Genomic DNA, 14,715 nt, shown 5'->3' on the forward strand with positions numbered 1-14,715 from the left:
GGGAGTTACCGCATGATCGACAAGGAGCGTTCGGAATGCATCTGACACCGCGAGAACTCGACAAGCTGACAATTCTCATGTTGGCGGATGTCGCACTGAGGCGAAAGGCCAAGGGGCTCAGGCTCAACCATCCGGAGTCCGTCGCAGTCATCACTGCAGCCGCCCTGGAGGGAGCTCGGGAGGGCAAGACTCTCGAGGAGGTCATGGCCGACGCATCGCACGCCTTGACGGTCGACGACGTGATGGAAGGCGTCGCGGAGATGATCCCGCGCGTGCAGGTCGAGGCGGTGTTCCTCGACGGTAGCCGGCTCGTCACCGTGCACTCTCCGATCCAGTAGCCCGACCGAGATGTCAGGAGCACTCCAAGATGGCAAGCAAATCGACGAAGAAGGATTCCGGCGGCGAGAAGAAAGTACCGGTCGGCGGATACGTGTTGCGGGACGAGCCGATCGAACTCAACGAGGGCCGTCCACGTTTGAAGTTGCGAGTTCGAAACACCGGTGACCGTCCCATCCAGGTGGGTTCGCACTACCACTTCATGGAAGTCAATCGCGCGTTGTCCTTCGATCGTGAACAGTCCTTCGGCTGGCGCCTCGACATTCCAGCGGGCACAGCGGTCCGGTTCGAGCCGGGCGACGAGAAGGAAGTGACGTTGGTGCCGTTCGGCGGCAAGCAACGGGTTCAAGGCTTCAACGGACTTGTCGACGGTTGGGCGCCGACCCACGCCGCCTACCGGCCGAGGCTCCCCGGAGCCGTCCAGCGTGCCGAAGAACTCGGCTTCCTGTCCGAACCTCAAACCGACTGATTCTCGTTCACGGCGGACGAAGGAGAGCAACACCCATGACAAGCATTTCGAGACAAGAGTATTCGGGTCTGTTCGGGGTCACCACGGGTGACCAGATCAGGCTCGGCAACACCGACCTGTACATCGAGGTCGAGGAAGATCTTCGAACGATCGGCGACGAGTCGATCTACGGCGGCGGCAAGACGCTGCGCGACGGCATGGGCCAGGATCCGGAGTCATGCAGCATCGACGGTGCCCTCGACCTCGTGATCACCAACGTGGTCATCGTCGATGCAACCATCGGCGTCGTCAAGGCAGACGTGGGAATCAAGGACGGCAAGATCGTCGGCTGGGGCAAGGCGGGAAACTCCAGCACGATGGAAGGCGTCACCCCGGGGCTGACCACCGGTCCGGCGACCGACGCGATTTCCGGTGAGCAGATGATCCTCACTGCCGCCGGCATCGATCCGCACGTGCACCTCGTGTCACCACAGCAGGCGTACCACGCGCTCAGTGGGGGAGTGACGACGCTGATCGGTGGCGGCATCGGCCCGACCGACGGAACCAACGGCACCACCATCACTTCCGGTATCTGGAACATGGAGATGATGCTCAAGGCCAACGAGGGTTTGCCGGTCAACGTCTGCATGTTGGGCAAGGGCAACTCGTCCGGGCATCAGTCGCTGGTCGAACAGATCAAGGCCGGTGCGGCCGGTCTGAAGGTCCACGAGGACTGGGGCGCAACCCCGGCCACAATTCGTGAGTCTCTGCGGGTAGCAGACGAAATGGACGTTCAGGTCGCCATTCACACGGATACTCTCAATGAGGCCGGATACGTCGAGGACACCATCGCGGCCTTCGAAGGCCGTACCATTCACACCTATCACAGCGAGGGTGCGGGCGGAGGTCACGCACCCGACATCCTGCGAGTGACGGGCGAGGACAACGTACTTCCGGCGTCGACCAATCCGACGTTGCCGTACGGCATCAACACTCAGGCCGAACTCTTCGACATGATCATGGTCTGTCACAACCTCAATCCCAAAGTGCCCTCGGATGTTTCGTTTGCCGAGTCCCGCGTTCGCGCCGAGACGATCGGTGCCGAGAACGTACTGCAGGACATGGGTGTCATCTCGATGTTCTCGAGTGACTCACAGGCGATGGGCCGGGTCGGAGAAAACTGGCTACGCGCGATCCAAACAGCGGACTGCATGAAGCGGTCCCGCGGCAAGCTGCCCGAGGATTCACCGACACACGACAACTTCCGCGTGTTGCGCTACGTCGCGAAGGTCACGATCAATCCAGCGTTGACGTTCGGACTTTCGCATGTGGTCGGGTCGATCGGTGTCGGGAAGATGGCGGATCTTGTTCTCTGGGAGCCCGCATTCTTCGGCGCGAAGCCGAAGACGATCATCAAGAACGGTCTGATCAGCTGGCACGCCATGGGAGATCCGAATGCGTCGCTCCCGACACCACAACCGGTGATCTACCGGCCGATGTTCGGTGGATTCGGAAAGGCGTTGCCGCAGAGTTCGGTCTCGTTCGTCTCGCGAGCAGCACTCGACGACGACATCAAGGATCGACTCGGTCTCGAACGTCAGGTTGTCGCCGTCGAGGGCACGAGGACGGTCACCAAGCGTGATCTGGTCCGTAACTCGGCCACTCCGGAAATCAAGGTGGACCCGGAGACCTTCGCGGTGACTGCGGACGGCGTCCATGCATACGTCGAACCTGCTGAATCCATTCGCTTGAACCAACTTTACTTCTTCAGTTAGGGGTCTCCAGTGTCGGGAACAATCACACACACGCACGGCGCCGATGCGGCGCCACACACGCACGGCGAGATGACAGCGCCGAGCGGCAAGCCGACGCGAGTCGACGCGCTTCTCGGGAAGGAGACCGACGAGGAGTGGGCCGGTCGACTCGAAAAGGCTGTAGTGGACGTCTTGTCGCTCGATCAGTGGGAAGCACAGAAGAGTCGATTGCGACGCACCACGATCGGTGGCCGTGAACTGGCCGTTTCTCTCGATCGGGGTATTCAGTTGCAGGACGGCGACATTCTGCTGTGGGACGAGCCGGCGAACACCGTGGTCGTGGCCAGGATCAACCTCAAGGACGTGTTGGAGATCGACCTGAGCGCACTGGTCGACGTCACGCCCGAGAAGATGATTCAGACGTGCTTGGAGTTGGGACATGCCGTGGGTAACCAGCACTGGCCTGCGGTGGTGAAGGGAATGAAGGTCTATGTTCCGTTGACCGTCGACAAGGCGGTCATGGGCTCGGTGATGCGGACACATGCTTTCGAGGGCATCGAGTACACCTTCATCCCGGGCGCCGAGGTCATTCCCTACATCGCTCCACACGAGGCACGCCGTTTGTTCGGTGCGGCCGCGCGTGAGGGCGAGGGGCATACCCATGACCCTCTCGTCTGAGGGATCTGGGCTCAGCATCAACCGCGCGATGCGGATGATGCAGTTTTCCGATTCCATGTTCCCGGTCGGTTCCTTCTCGTTCTCCAACGGTTTGGAATCAGCCGTGGCGCAAGGAATTGTCACGGGTGGTCCGTCGCTGCGGGAGTTTGTGCTCTCGGCCACCCATCAGGGCGCGACGTGCGACGGTATCGCCGTACTCGCGGCGCACCGGGGTGCGGCAGCCGGTGATTTCTCGGCGATCCTCGCGGCCGATCATGCAGTGATCGAACGCAAACTCAACGAAGAAGCACGCACGATGAGTACCCGCATGGGTAAGAAATTGGCCGAACTCGGTGGGCGCTTGGCCGGGGCGGCTCTGTTCGACAAGTGGTTGGCCGCGATCGCATCGGGGGAGACGCCGGGTACCTACCCCGTCGGCCTCGGAATTGCGTTCGCGGAGATGGGTTCTCCGGAAGAGGACGCTTTCACGGTCAATCAGTACGGTGTCGCGATGACGTTGCTCGGCGCTGCCCTTCGCATCGTCCGAGTCGATCACCTCGCGACACAGGAGATTCTGTTCGAGGTCAATCAGACTACCGGCCGTGAGTACGCCGCAGTGCGTGACTACGGACTCGACGACATGTCCAATTTCGCCCCGATGATCGACATTCTGGCTGCCGTTCACGTCAAGGCGCACGTCCGAATGTTCATGAACTAGAAGGAGAACGATGAAGAAGACAACGCGCATCGGAATCGGCGGACCCGTGGGTTCGGGTAAGACCGCGCTCATCGAGGCGATCACACCGGAGTTCATCAAGCGGGGCACCAGCGTTCTGATCATCACCAACGACGTGGTCACCACCGAAGATGCCAAGCATGTGCGCAAGGCTCTCAAAGGTGTTCTCGTGGAAGAACGTATCGTCGGCGTCGAGACGGGGGCTTGTCCACACACCGCCGTCCGCGAAGACCCGAGTATGAATCTCGCGGCCGTCGAGGACATGGAGAAGACGTTCCCCGACACCGACGTGGTGTTCATCGAAAGTGGCGGCGACAATCTGACTCTGACATTCAGTCCGGCTCTCGTCGACTTCTTCATCTATGTCATCGATGTGGCCGCAGGCGACAAGATTCCGCGCAAGAACGGTCCGGGAATCTCGCAGTCCGACATCCTGGTCATCAACAAGACCGACCTCGCACCGTACGTCAACGCCGATCTCGGAGTCATGGATCGCGACTCCAAGGGGATGCGCGGCGACAAGCCGTTCGTCTTCACCAATTGCATGACCGGGGAAGGCATCAAAGAAGTGGTGGACCTCATCGTGCACGGAGTCCTCTTCGACGAAGAGGAAGTGGGAGCGAGCGCCCCGTGAGCGCACCGCCCGTCCCGGGAGCATCGCGGTCGCTCCCGGGGCAGATCCCGACCATCCCGGAACTCGATCAATACCAGGACCAGCCGAAGCAGGCGCCGGCCGGCAAGGTCGGTAAGACCGGCGTTCTCGAGATGCGCTTTGTTGACCGCGGCGACAAGACGATTCTGCGGGACATGTACCGCAAGACACCGCTGCTGGTTCAGCAGGCGCTGTACTGGGACGAAGCGTTGCCGACCATGCCGTGCGTCTACATGATCTCGACGTCCGGCAGTGTGCTGCAAGGCGATCGGCTGTTCCTGACCATCGAGATGGAACCGGGTTCCCTCGCGCACGTAACCACTCAGTCAGCCACGAAAGTCCACCGGATGGATGCCAATCACGCGTCGCAACTCCAGAAAGTGGTGCTGGCCGAGAATTCGTATCTCGAACTGATGCCGGGAGTGACGATCCCACACCGCAACGCGAGGTACTACGCGCGCACCGACATCACAGTGGATCCGACTGCAACGCTGTTGTTCTCGGAGATCGTGATGCCGGGTCGCAAGTATCACGACGGCGGAGAGATGTTCGTCTACGACCTGTACTCCACATTGATCAAGGCGAAGCGTCCGGACGGGAAGAATCTCTTCACCGAGAAGTTGGTGATCGAACCGGCACGCTTCCCCGTGCGATACCGCGGAATCATGGGTGACCACGACGTGTTCGGCAATGTCATCCTGCTGACACCGAAGGAGCACGCCGATGCCATTCTCGAGGAGATAGTTCCGGGCCGTGACGGCAAGGTCGTTTCCGGAGCGAGCCGGCTCCCGAACGACGCCGGTCTCATCTTCAAAGTCCTCGGTCCCGAGAGCGAACCCGTCAAGGCGAAGGTTCGTGATTTCTGGGCTCTGGTACGAAAGGCAGTTCTGGACACCACCATTCCGCCCGTCCCACTCTGGGGATGACGCGGATCGCCGGATATGGATCGAGGGACGTGCGATGACCACCATCACCAAACCCTGGGACGACGTCGCGGACAAGAACGTCGTGCTCAGATTCATCGACACGAATCTCAAAGGCTCCGGACAGGTGATGTTCCAGGGCAATGCGCTGACCGGCCTGCTGTTTCTGGTCGGCATCTTCTGGGGCGCGATAGCCGCGGACACGATCACCGTCGCAATCGGTGCCGTGGTGGGTCTGGTGGTATCCACCGTCACCGGCATGATGCTGCACTCCGACGACGATTCGATGCGTATCGGCCTGTATGGATACAACGGAATTCTTGTGGGAGCTGCTTTTCCGACTTTCCTTGCCGGTGGCGTGATGCTGTGGATCTACTTGGTGGTCGGCGCCGCTGCATCCACCATCGCGTTCCTGGCTGTCGCCAATGTCTTCAAGACCTGGGGCGTACCGGCGCTGACCTTTCCGTTCAACCTCGTCAACTGGTTCTTCCTTCTTGCGGCGTTCCAGTTCCTGCGGATCGAAACGTCGGACCTCAGCGCGGGCCAGTTTCCTCAGCACATCGGGGACGCGTCGGCCCATGCCGACATCACCTTCAGCTTTCTGTGGGACACGCTGTTCCGCAACGTGTCCCAGATATTCCTGATCAACAACACCATTACCGGAATCATCTTCGTGATCGCGCTGCTGGTCGCGTCGCGTTGGGCGGCGGTGTTCGCGCTCATCGGTTCGGCGATAGCGATGGGTTCGGTGCTCGCGCTCGGCGCCAACACCGTCGATATCGGCAATGGTCTGTACGGGCTCAGTTCGGTGCTGACGGCAATCGCCCTGGGCTCGGTGTTCTACAACCCGTCGTGGCGTGTGTTCGTCTACACCGTCTTCGGAGTGTTGGTCACTGTTGTCATCCACGGCACGCTGGTGTCTGCGTTCGCTCCGATCAGCCTGCCGGCCGGAACGGGCCCGTTCGTCTTCGCGACGTGGCTGTTCCTGCTGCCGAAGAAGAAGTTCGTTCCTGTCCAGCACGACACCATCGAGGGCGGAGCGGCCGAAGGCAAGGATTCGATCGCAAAGGCGAACGGCTAGACGGGCCGAATTGGCGAGGCGCCCGTACGCTGGGGCACACCGATGAGTTGATCCGATCGCCCCGCCACTCTCGAAGGAACGCACCTAAATGACAGACTCCAGCGCCCCTCGCATCCATCTCGGCCCCGTCGAGGATCCGCACATTGCCGACGGAATTCGCGGAGTCGGTGGGGTTCTCGTTCCACTCGCCGAGGCAGAGGGCGTGGTCTGGGTACATGGTCCGGACACGTTCCCGTCGTCGCTACCTGACTCGGTTCGTTGGGTGCAGTTGCCCTTCGCCGGGATCGAGCCATGGTTCGATGCCGACGTGATCGACGACAAGCGGGTCTGGACGTCCGCTGCCGGGGCTTACGCGGGCAATGTGGCCGAACATACGATGATGCTCCTCCTCGCCGGAGTGCGTTCTCTCCCCGAACAATTGGTGGCGCAGTCGTGGCGAAAAGAAGAGTTCGACCCGCGAGTGGGCACCCTGCAGGGCTCGAGCGTGGCGATCATCGGTTGCGGCGGAATCGGCCGGGCATTGATCCCGTACCTCGCCGCCTCCAAGGTCAAGGTCATCGCAATCACCCGCTCGGGCACTCCCGTCGAAGGTGCTGCCGAAACGCTCTCGGCCGACCGCACCGGTGAAATCTGGTCCACGGCAGATCACTTCGTGATCGCAGCACCGTCGACATCCGCGACGCGGCATCTGGTCGGCAAGACCGAACTGGACCAGATGTCGGAGTCGAGCTGGATCGTGAACATCGCACGCGGCAACCTCGTCGACACGGACGCGCTGGTCGATGCTCTCGAAGCTGGTTCGATCGGCGGTGCGGCACTGGACGTCACCGACCCCGAGCCGCTGCCGGACGGGCACCGGTTGTGGAAGCTCCCCAACGCGATCATCACTCCGCACGTCGCCAACCCGGCTACGACGCTCACTCGTGTGCTGGCAGATCACGTGGCTGCCAACGTCGCTCGATTCGCTGCGGGTGAGGACCTTGCTGCGGTAATCGACCCGTCGGCGGGCTACTGAACCGACAGAACGCGCAGATCCTCGAGACCGTCCACGACGGGAACTCGCCACGACGCAAGCTCTTCCGGTCCCTGCTCGTCCCACAGCTCGAACAGTTCCGAATCGGTCGATGCGATGGTGCGCTCCACCATTTCGATCAACCAGGTGAGCCGTTCGCTGGTCAGGGCCGAGGTGAAGGAATCGAGATCGAGGTCCTGGGCGGCAGGGTCGCGCTTGCGATCGGCGCGCACGATCAACACCAATTCGAGCAAGGCGACGGCGATTTGGCCGCCGTCGACCTCGAGGTAGTCGTCTTCGAATGCCCACTCCACCGATTCGAAGGTGAAATCACCGCTCCCGATGGACGCGATCAAATCCCCTGCACCGTCGTTCTCGAACGGTCCCGATCCCCACGCGCCCACTGTCTGCTCTTTTCCGATTGCGGTCTCAGCGCGCTTCGAGCGCGATCTTCGCTCCGAATCCTAGAAGAACTGTTCCGGTTATGCGCTCCAGTGCCTGTCGCACTCGGGGCTTCTCGAAGGTGCTACGTGCTCGCGAGAGAAGGACCACGTAGCCGCTGAGCCACACGATGGTGATGGCTGCGTGGATGAGCACCAGCAGTGCAAGCGACGGTCCCGTGGGCCACCCGGCCGGAACCAACTGTGGCAACAGTCCGGTGTAGAAGACGGCGATCTTGGGGTTGAGCAGGTTGGTGGTGAAGCCCGTCTTCCACGTTCCAGCCTTCTGCGACCGTGGAGTGCCGACATCGTGTTGCATGCGCGAAGACCGGCTCTCCCACAGTGCTCGTACCCCGAGATAGATCAGATAGGCGGCGCCAGCGAGCTTGACGACGGTGTAAGCCTCTGCGGATGCGGCCAGGATCGCCGACAGCCCGAGGACGGTCAGCAGCCCCCACACGAGGAGGCCGGAGACTATGCCGGCCGCTACCCGAAATCCGGCGGATCTTCCGGCGCTGAGCGCAGCCTGCGTCACGACGGCCATGTCCGGCCCCGGGACCAGAGTCAGTAGGGCGAGCACAGCTGTGGCGGCGAGCAGAGCGGTCAGCATGAAACAAGTATGAGGTCGGGGTGGGGCGCGTTGTCGGCCGGTGGTGTCGTGCCTGTGAACAAAGAGTGGCGCGGCGGTGTGAACTGCATGGACACGCCCGGAAACCGGCGTCTCGCGAGCCCTGTTCGACAAAGTTATGCACACTGTGGGGAAACGGATCGTTGCAGGTAGGAGGAATAACTCTGTTGTAATTCATCCTTTTGTCCACAGGTTATGCACAACTGGGAAGTGGATGTGAATGAAGTTATCCACACCTGTGTGTGCATCGGTGGAGAACTGTCCAACTCCATTGGATACCCGCGAGTAATAAATCCCAACCAGTGGGTTGACCCCGGGACGTTCGTCCTGTCCAATCGAGGGTTAGCGATAGTCGTGCGATGCTCAGGGGGCGCTTGACGGATGCGGGGATTTGGGTTTGTCGGAATTGTGTTGGTCGTGCTCGCGCTTGTCGTGGGCGGAGTGGCGTATGCCGAACCGGCGCCTGAAAATCCACCAGGAGATCCGGCCGGTCAGACCGGCGCCCACATCAATCGCATAGAGCGGTTGTCGCCCACTCGCAGTGCGGTGTTCGTCGATTCGCCGGCGATGCGACGCGAGGTACAAGTGCAGGTTCTGCATCCAGCGTCGAGCGCCGGTTCGCGTCCGTCCTTCTACCTACTCGACGGCGTCAGTGCCGGTTCGGAATCCGGATATTCGGAGAGCACCTGGACCCAGAAGACCGACATCGAAACGTTTTTCGCCGACAAGAACGTCAACGTCGTTCTCCCTGTGGGCGGTACCGGCAGTTTCTATACCAACTGGAAGAACGACGATCCGAACCTCGGCGTGAACAAATGGGAATCGTTTCTCGCCGAGGAGCTTCCGGCATTGATCAATTCGGCGTTCTCCGGAAACGGGACGAATGTGGTCGGTGGGGTGTCCATGGGTGCACTCGGTGCGGCCAACCTCATCACACATCACCCGAAGCTCTACACCGGATTAGCTTCGTACAGTGGCTGTCTCGACAACTCCGAATCGTCCTCGCAGGACTCCGTGCGGCTCACCGTGGCCAGCAAGGCCGGCGACGCCACCAACATGTGGGGCCCGGCATCGGACCCCGACTGGCAAAAGCACGACCCGTCCACCAACGCGGAAATGCTGCGCGGGAAAACGATCTATGTTTCCTCTGGCACGGGTGCGCCCGGAGAATACGACAATATCTTCACCCTGAGCGGCCTGCAGACTGCCATCGAAGGCGGACCGCTCGAGGCGCTCGCGAACACCTGCACACAGCTGTTCGAAGCGAAGTTAGGGGAACTGTCGATTCCCGCAGTGTTCGCCTATCGGAACGACGGCACCCATTCATGGCCGTACTGGCAAGACGCGCTTCACGATTCCTGGCCGACGGTGAAGACGGCGCTGGGAATGTGAACTGGCATGTGAACTGAGAGTTACTCGGCCAGTGCCAGTTCGAGCAACTGGAGGGCACCGTCACGGGTCTGTGCCGCTGCGATGAATCCGGCCTTGTGGCAGAACACCGAACTGTCGACGCCCGTCTCGGCGGCAAGATCCGAGCCGTTGAGGCCGCGCCACTGCTCCGGCAACAGCTTTCGTGAACCGAACTTGGAGTCGGCGGGCTTCACTGTCTGAATCGACCAGCCGCCGTTGGTATTCGGGAAGATCGTGAACAGCAGTTCCGGTTGGGCCGATGCGGCGCGGCCGTGGGGAACGAAACGTTCCAACACGACGAAGCGCGGATCCGTTGCCTTCTCGTAGGTCTCGGTGAACTCGCGTTCGGCTGCCGCGTCGCCGGCGTACTTGGCGCGCAGGCGAATCAAGACCTGAGTTGCGAGAACGACGGCCAGCTCGAATTGGGTGTCGAACTCCTCGTCGGTGGACGAGATCGGATTGAAAAGGTCCAACACCGACGACAGATCAAAAGGCTTGGTGCCGAAATCGTTGAGGGTGTAGATCTCCTGGCCGTTGTCGACGGCGTCGATGCCCTCGACCAGTCGGCTGTCGATCCGTCGGAAGACGGACGCGTCGCCTTCGCAGAACTTCAGGCCGTATTCCTGCCAGAGCAGGCCGAAGGCGGAGTACAGAATGCCGTTGCTGCGCTCGCCGGCATCACGCTGGTGATGGTCGAAGCGGCCTTCGGCCGGGTTGTAGCGACCGCCGACGTCGAGCACGATGTCCGCGCTGTCGAGTACGTCCTCGTCACGGCTGCGAACGACGGTGGCGTCGGGGTACAGCTGCTTGAGCAGCGATACGCCGAAGACGTCGTCTGCGTGGAACTTGCCGTTATGGGTCGCGATGATCACCCGTCGAGACTAGGCAATCGAGCGCGGGGATGCCTAGTCAGCCGATGGTGCGGATGCGGTCGGTGGCAGGTGGCGAGACCGGTGACCCGGCTGCGAACAAGGCGGTCAAGGCGTCGAGGTCGTTGCCCGCACCGGTCATCTGGGTGGAGTTCTTCAACGCGGTGAAGCCGTCTCCGCCCTCGGCGAGGAACTTGTTCACCACGACGCTGTAGACGGCGTCGGGTGCGATGTCCTGCCCGTTCAGGCGCATTTCCGAGATACGCGTACCCGGCGCTGCTCGCCGGTCCAGGGTGTAGGTGAAGCCCGCGGACGGGGAGAGGATGCGCTCGGTAGCGGTGCCGTCGAGGTCGATCTGGAATTGCTGTTCGAGAGCGTCCTTTAGCACCGCCCCTGTGACGGAGAGCACCTCGAGACTGTTTCCGAAGGGTTGCACACCGTAGGCCTGGCGGTAGGTGATCTGGCCGGAAGTGCCGAAGTCCAAGTCCTCGCGCATGCCGCCGGGGTTCGTCAACGCGAGTTGAGCGCCTCGTGTCGATCCGGCCGCGAGTTGAGCGTCGGCGACCAGGTTGCCGAGTGTGGATTCACCGCTGGGTACCCGGTCCCGGGTCAGGTCGGCGGTGATGGTCCCCACCGGCCGCTGAGCGCTTTCCGACGCCTCCGACCAGGCCCGGTCGGCGAGAGCCTGAATATCGGGATCCGGCGAAATATCGTGTGTCACTATCTGATTGAACGCGGACGTCTGATCGCGAACGACCTCGCGTGTGTTGCGATCGATGGTGACGTCTGCGACGGACACGATCCGCCCGTGCGAAGCGCCCTGCATCACGACTCTGGGATTGCCTGCGGGATCAGGGAATTCGCAGTTGTACTGCTGGTGGCTGTCGGCGGTGAAGATGACGTCCACCTTGGGTGATGCGCGTAAGGCGATGTCGCGGGCCGGGCCGGACTCGACGTTGCAGTCGTTGGGTCCACCTTCGACGGCTGGTTCGTCCCCACGGTGCAGAAGGACGGTGATGGCTTTGACACCGAAGAAGTCGAGGACGTCGGCCGTGCGGTTGATCGCTTCGACCTCGTCGCCGAACTGCAGATCGGCGATCCCGCCCGGTGTGACGATCTGCGAGGTGTTGGCGGGGGATATCGCGATGACTCCGAGCGGAATGCCGTCGACCATGTTCACGGTGAAGGGCAATGTGGCCGGAGTGCCGTTGGTGTACGTCATGTTCGCGGCCATCAGTGGGAAGTTGGCGCCGTCGAAGGACGGGCTGAACGTGCATGCGTCGACGGCGGAGCAACCACCGGATTGCATGCGGCGGAACTCGGCTAGCCCTTTGTCCAGTTCGTGGTTGCCGATCGCGGAAGCGTCGATCTTCATCCGGTTCAGGAGTTCGACCGTCGGTTCGTCGTTGAACATCGCCGACTCGAGCGCCGACGATCCCCAGTTGTCACCGACCGAATACAGCAGCGAGTTGGTGGCTTGGCTGCGAAGTTGCGTCACGTAAGCAGCGAGATACGCCGCGCCACCTGCGGGGGTGAGCGAGCCGTCGGCCTGCCTGATCTCGCTGCGAACACCTTCCGGCGGGCGGAGGCTGCCGTGCAGATCGTTGAAGGCCAACAAGCGGACCGACACCGTGTCCTGCGACTGGGCAGTGGCGACGCCACTCAGGGAGGTCGCGGTGGTGGCGAGAAGGGTCGTTGCGAGCACGGCACACGTTCGTGTCATGCGTCGCGTCATGCGTCGTGCTCCCTCACTCGGACCGGCCTCGAACCTCCCTGAGTGTGCCCGTCTGCCGAAACGAATTCCAGTCCTCGGCGTAACAGTTATGTATCGAGTGTCACGCGGTGACGCCGATGCCCGCGGCCTGCTTCGCGACGTCGGTGTCAGCGAAAGCGAGGAATGCGTCGTTCTCGTGTGGATCGCCGATGGTCATCCGGACGCCCTCGACGCCGTACTGACGGATCAGAATGCCCGCTTCGGTACTCGCCTCGGCAAAACCGGGAGAGAGCTCTCCGAGGGGGAGATAGACGAAGTTCGCCGACGACTCGGGGACGGTGTAACCGGCCTCGATCAGAGCGGTCCGAACTCGCGTCCGCTCGGCGATGACACCTTCGGTGCGGGCAAGCAGTTCGTCTGCGGCGGCCAGGGAAGCGATCGCGGCGGCCTGCGCGACAGCGCTCACGGTGAACGGGGTGTGCACCTTGCCGAGGGCCACGATGATCTCCGGATCCGCGACCGCGTAACCCACGCGGATTCCCGCGAGGCCGTACGCCTTCGAGAAGGTGCGCAGAACAACCACGTTGGGGCGGGTGCGGAACAGTTCGATGCCGTCGGCGTCCGAGCGTGAGTACTCGAAGTACGCCTCGTCGAGTGCGACGACGACGTGCGTCGGGACAGCGTCGAGGAAGCTCTCGAGCTCTGCCTTCGACAGTGCATTGCCGGTCGGGTTGTTGGGGTTGCACACGAAGATCAACCGCGTGCGGTCGGTGATCGCGGCCAGCATCGCGTCGAGGTCGTGGCCGAAGTCCTCGGTGAGCGGAACCTTGACCGAGACGGCGTGGCCGACCTGGGTGACCACGGGGTACGCCTCGAACGAACGCCACGCGTAGATGACTTCGTCACCCTGATCGCACGTGATCTGCACGAGTTCCTGGCACAACGTCACGGAGCCACAACCAGCGGCGACGTTGGCAGGCTCGACTTTCAGGAAGCTGGCCAGCGCCTCGATGAGGGCGACCGCAGCGTTGTCCGGGTAGCGGTTGGCATTGGCGACCGCGTCGGCGACGGCGTCACGCACACCGGGCAACGGCCCTACTGTCGTTTCGTTGCTCGCCAGCTTGATCGCACCCGGAAAATTGCGTCCGGGAACGTAGGCGGGGATGGAGGCGAGGTCAGGGCGAATGTGTGCGGTCACGAGTCGATTATGCGCGCACTGATTTGGTGCGTTGCGGCCGTCTGCGTGTCACAGTTGGAAGATGTCGGAAATCTTCCGGGCCACCGCATATCTGCGCGGAGCCGAAGGGGAGGTCGCCACGGCTGTTCCACTGACGGTGGTGGAGCCGGACGGCCCGACACGAGGCGCAATCGTCGTGCTGCACGAAGCCCGGCAGTTCAGCCCGGCTCTGCTGAATCTGATGTGCGCACTCGCCGGCGAAGGGTGGGTGAGCGTCGCACCCCACCTGTTCCATCGCGAACCCGAGCACATGCAGGGCGAGGTGTTCGGTGACAACCTCTTCGCCGACTTCGACGCGACCCTCGACTGGCTCGTCGCGCGCGAAGTTCTCGCCGACACCATCGGGGTGCTCGGGTTCGACGACGCCGGGACCGCCGCGATGCTCGTAGCCACCAGCCGTCCCGTCGGCGCCGCGGTGAGTGTCGCCGCGCGGGGAATCGTCGAAGCCTTGTCGGTGGACGCTCAGGCCCTTGTCGACGCGGCCACGTTCCTGCAGGCGCCATGGCTGGCTCTGTACGGGGAGGACGATCCCAGCACGCCTCGCGAACACGTGACGCTGCTCCGGGAAGCGACCGCGAAGGCCGACGTCGCGACACTGGTGGTCAGTTACGCCGGACTGGCTCACCGGGCGGACGAGCCGCCGCACCTGTCCGAGGACGCCGACGTCGACGACCCGGGTTCGGCGTCGATCATCGAAGCTCAGACCCGGATCTTCGACTGGTTCGACAGCCACCTGCGGTAAGTCCACAAAACAGTCCGCTGACCACACGTTTTGCCTTTGGTGGCGAAGGGTGTGTAATCTTTCGATCCGGCGGTCC

Annotated in this window: 16 protein-coding genes; 11 read left to right on the top strand and 5 right to left on the bottom strand. The window is 62.3% G+C overall.

Annotated elements, in window-relative coordinates; translation table 11 throughout:
* The first annotated feature begins 35 nt into the window (after positions 1–35).
* From ACFQ6H_RS01225 to ACFQ6H_RS01265, 9 genes are all read left to right on the top strand, one after another.
* On the top strand, positions 36–338 hold the full coding sequence (locus ACFQ6H_RS01225) for an urease subunit gamma (protein ID WP_020905830.1): 303 nt from the start codon (positions 36–38) through the stop codon (positions 336–338).
* A 29-nt stretch (positions 339–367) separates the two neighbouring features.
* A complete protein-coding gene (locus ACFQ6H_RS01230) occupies positions 368–805 on the top strand; it encodes an urease subunit beta (RefSeq protein WP_003943812.1) in 438 nt (145 codons plus the stop codon).
* A 35-nt stretch (positions 806–840) separates the two neighbouring features.
* Positions 841–2,559 carry an urease subunit alpha gene (locus ACFQ6H_RS01235; protein WP_378633798.1) on the top strand — a complete coding sequence of 573 codons (1,719 nt, stop codon included), beginning with the start codon at positions 841–843 and terminating at the stop codon, positions 2,557–2,559.
* Between the two features lie 9 nt (positions 2,560–2,568).
* Positions 2,569–3,216: an urease accessory protein UreE gene (ureE, locus tag ACFQ6H_RS01240; RefSeq protein WP_378445595.1), complete on the top strand. Its 648-nt coding sequence runs from the start codon at positions 2,569–2,571 to the stop codon at positions 3,214–3,216.
* Positions 3,200–3,913: an urease accessory protein UreF gene (locus ACFQ6H_RS01245; RefSeq protein ID WP_378642914.1), complete on the top strand. Its 714-nt coding sequence runs from the start codon at positions 3,200–3,202 to the stop codon at positions 3,911–3,913. The genes ureE and ACFQ6H_RS01245 overlap by 17 nt, the downstream gene beginning before the upstream one ends.
* Before the next feature lie 10 nt (positions 3,914–3,923).
* The gene (gene ureG / locus ACFQ6H_RS01250) at positions 3,924–4,565 is read left to right on the top strand and encodes an urease accessory protein UreG (RefSeq protein WP_007731713.1); all 642 of its coding nucleotides are present in this window, start codon (positions 3,924–3,926) and stop codon (positions 4,563–4,565) included.
* A complete protein-coding gene (locus ACFQ6H_RS01255) occupies positions 4,562–5,509 on the top strand; it encodes an urease accessory protein UreD (RefSeq protein WP_378642919.1) in 948 nt (315 codons plus the stop codon). Before ureG ends, ACFQ6H_RS01255 begins: the two co-directional genes overlap by 4 nt.
* A gap of 34 nt (positions 5,510–5,543) precedes the next feature.
* Entirely contained in the window at positions 5,544–6,587 is a 1,044-nt protein-coding gene (yut, locus tag ACFQ6H_RS01260) for an urea transporter (protein WP_378642923.1), read from the top strand.
* An 88-nt stretch (positions 6,588–6,675) separates the two neighbouring features.
* Positions 6,676–7,602 carry a D-isomer specific 2-hydroxyacid dehydrogenase family protein gene (locus tag ACFQ6H_RS01265; RefSeq protein ID WP_378642927.1) on the top strand — a complete coding sequence of 309 codons (927 nt, stop codon included), beginning with the start codon at positions 6,676–6,678 and terminating at the stop codon, positions 7,600–7,602.
* Here the strand turns inward: ACFQ6H_RS01265 and ACFQ6H_RS01270 are convergent.
* Together ACFQ6H_RS01270 and ACFQ6H_RS01275 are read right to left on the bottom strand one after the other, a co-directional pair.
* Positions 7,596–8,003, bottom strand: coding sequence for a DUF4259 domain-containing protein (locus ACFQ6H_RS01270; RefSeq protein ID WP_378642931.1), 408 nt, complete (start codon positions 8,001–8,003; stop codon positions 7,596–7,598). The two genes, ACFQ6H_RS01265 and ACFQ6H_RS01270, sit on opposite strands and share 7 nt — an antisense overlap.
* Before the next feature lie 25 nt (positions 8,004–8,028).
* Complete coding sequence (locus tag ACFQ6H_RS01275) at positions 8,029–8,649, bottom strand: LysE family translocator (protein WP_378642936.1); 621 nt, start codon at positions 8,647–8,649, stop codon at positions 8,029–8,031.
* A 399-nt stretch (positions 8,650–9,048) separates the two neighbouring features.
* On the opposite strand from ACFQ6H_RS01275, the gene ACFQ6H_RS01280 reads away from it, so the two are divergent.
* Positions 9,049–10,059, top strand: a complete 1,011-nt coding sequence (locus ACFQ6H_RS01280; RefSeq protein WP_378642940.1) for an alpha/beta hydrolase — start codon at positions 9,049–9,051, stop codon at positions 10,057–10,059.
* Between the two features lie 20 nt (positions 10,060–10,079).
* Here ACFQ6H_RS01280 and ACFQ6H_RS01285 read toward each other — a convergent pair whose 3' ends face one another.
* The 3 genes from ACFQ6H_RS01285 to hisC form a co-directional block, all read right to left on the bottom strand.
* Complete coding sequence (locus ACFQ6H_RS01285; protein WP_317826611.1) at positions 10,080–10,949, bottom strand: MYG1 family protein; 870 nt, start codon at positions 10,947–10,949, stop codon at positions 10,080–10,082.
* Between the two features lie 37 nt (positions 10,950–10,986).
* Positions 10,987–12,681: a bifunctional metallophosphatase/5'-nucleotidase gene (locus ACFQ6H_RS01290; protein WP_378642944.1), complete on the bottom strand. Its 1,695-nt coding sequence runs from the start codon at positions 12,679–12,681 to the stop codon at positions 10,987–10,989.
* Positions 12,682–12,781: 100 nt separating this feature from the next.
* The gene (gene hisC, locus ACFQ6H_RS01295) at positions 12,782–13,858 is read right to left on the bottom strand and encodes a histidinol-phosphate transaminase (RefSeq protein WP_378642948.1); all 1,077 of its coding nucleotides are present in this window, start codon (positions 13,856–13,858) and stop codon (positions 12,782–12,784) included.
* Positions 13,859–13,919: 61 nt separating this feature from the next.
* On the opposite strand from hisC, the gene ACFQ6H_RS01300 reads away from it, so the two are divergent.
* Positions 13,920–14,639: a dienelactone hydrolase family protein gene (locus ACFQ6H_RS01300; RefSeq protein ID WP_378540676.1), complete on the top strand. Its 720-nt coding sequence runs from the start codon at positions 13,920–13,922 to the stop codon at positions 14,637–14,639.
* The last annotated feature ends 76 nt before the right edge of the window (positions 14,640–14,715 follow it).

Source organism: Rhodococcus sp. NPDC056506 (assembly GCF_042794945.1).
In the GTDB taxonomy this organism is placed as follows: domain Bacteria; phylum Actinomycetota; class Actinomycetes; order Mycobacteriales; family Mycobacteriaceae; genus Rhodococcus_F.

Bases quoted from the DNA above. Each gene is read 5' to 3' on its own strand.
- ACFQ6H_RS01280 (WP_378642940.1), top strand. From the start codon at position 9,049: ATGCGGGGATTTGGGTTTGTCGGAATTGTGTTGGTCGTGCTCGCGCTT.
- ACFQ6H_RS01230 (WP_003943812.1), top strand. From the start codon at position 368: ATGGCAAGCAAATCGACGAAGAAGGATTCCGGCGGCGAGAAGAAAGTA.
- yut (WP_378642923.1), top strand. From the start codon at position 5,544: ATGACCACCATCACCAAACCCTGGGACGACGTCGCGGACAAGAACGTC.
- ureG (WP_007731713.1), top strand. From the start codon at position 3,924: ATGAAGAAGACAACGCGCATCGGAATCGGCGGACCCGTGGGTTCGGGT.
- ACFQ6H_RS01225 (WP_020905830.1), top strand. From the start codon at position 36: ATGCATCTGACACCGCGAGAACTCGACAAGCTGACAATTCTCATGTTG.
- ACFQ6H_RS01245 (WP_378642914.1), top strand. From the start codon at position 3,200: ATGACCCTCTCGTCTGAGGGATCTGGGCTCAGCATCAACCGCGCGATG.
- ACFQ6H_RS01300 (WP_378540676.1), top strand. From the start codon at position 13,920: ATGTCGGAAATCTTCCGGGCCACCGCATATCTGCGCGGAGCCGAAGGG.
- ACFQ6H_RS01235 (WP_378633798.1), top strand. From the start codon at position 841: ATGACAAGCATTTCGAGACAAGAGTATTCGGGTCTGTTCGGGGTCACC.
- ACFQ6H_RS01275 (WP_378642936.1), bottom strand. From the start codon at position 8,649: ATGCTGACCGCTCTGCTCGCCGCCACAGCTGTGCTCGCCCTACTGACT.
- ACFQ6H_RS01290 (WP_378642944.1), bottom strand. From the start codon at position 12,681: ATGACGCGACGCATGACACGAACGTGTGCCGTGCTCGCAACGACCCTT.
- ACFQ6H_RS01265 (WP_378642927.1), top strand. From the start codon at position 6,676: ATGACAGACTCCAGCGCCCCTCGCATCCATCTCGGCCCCGTCGAGGAT.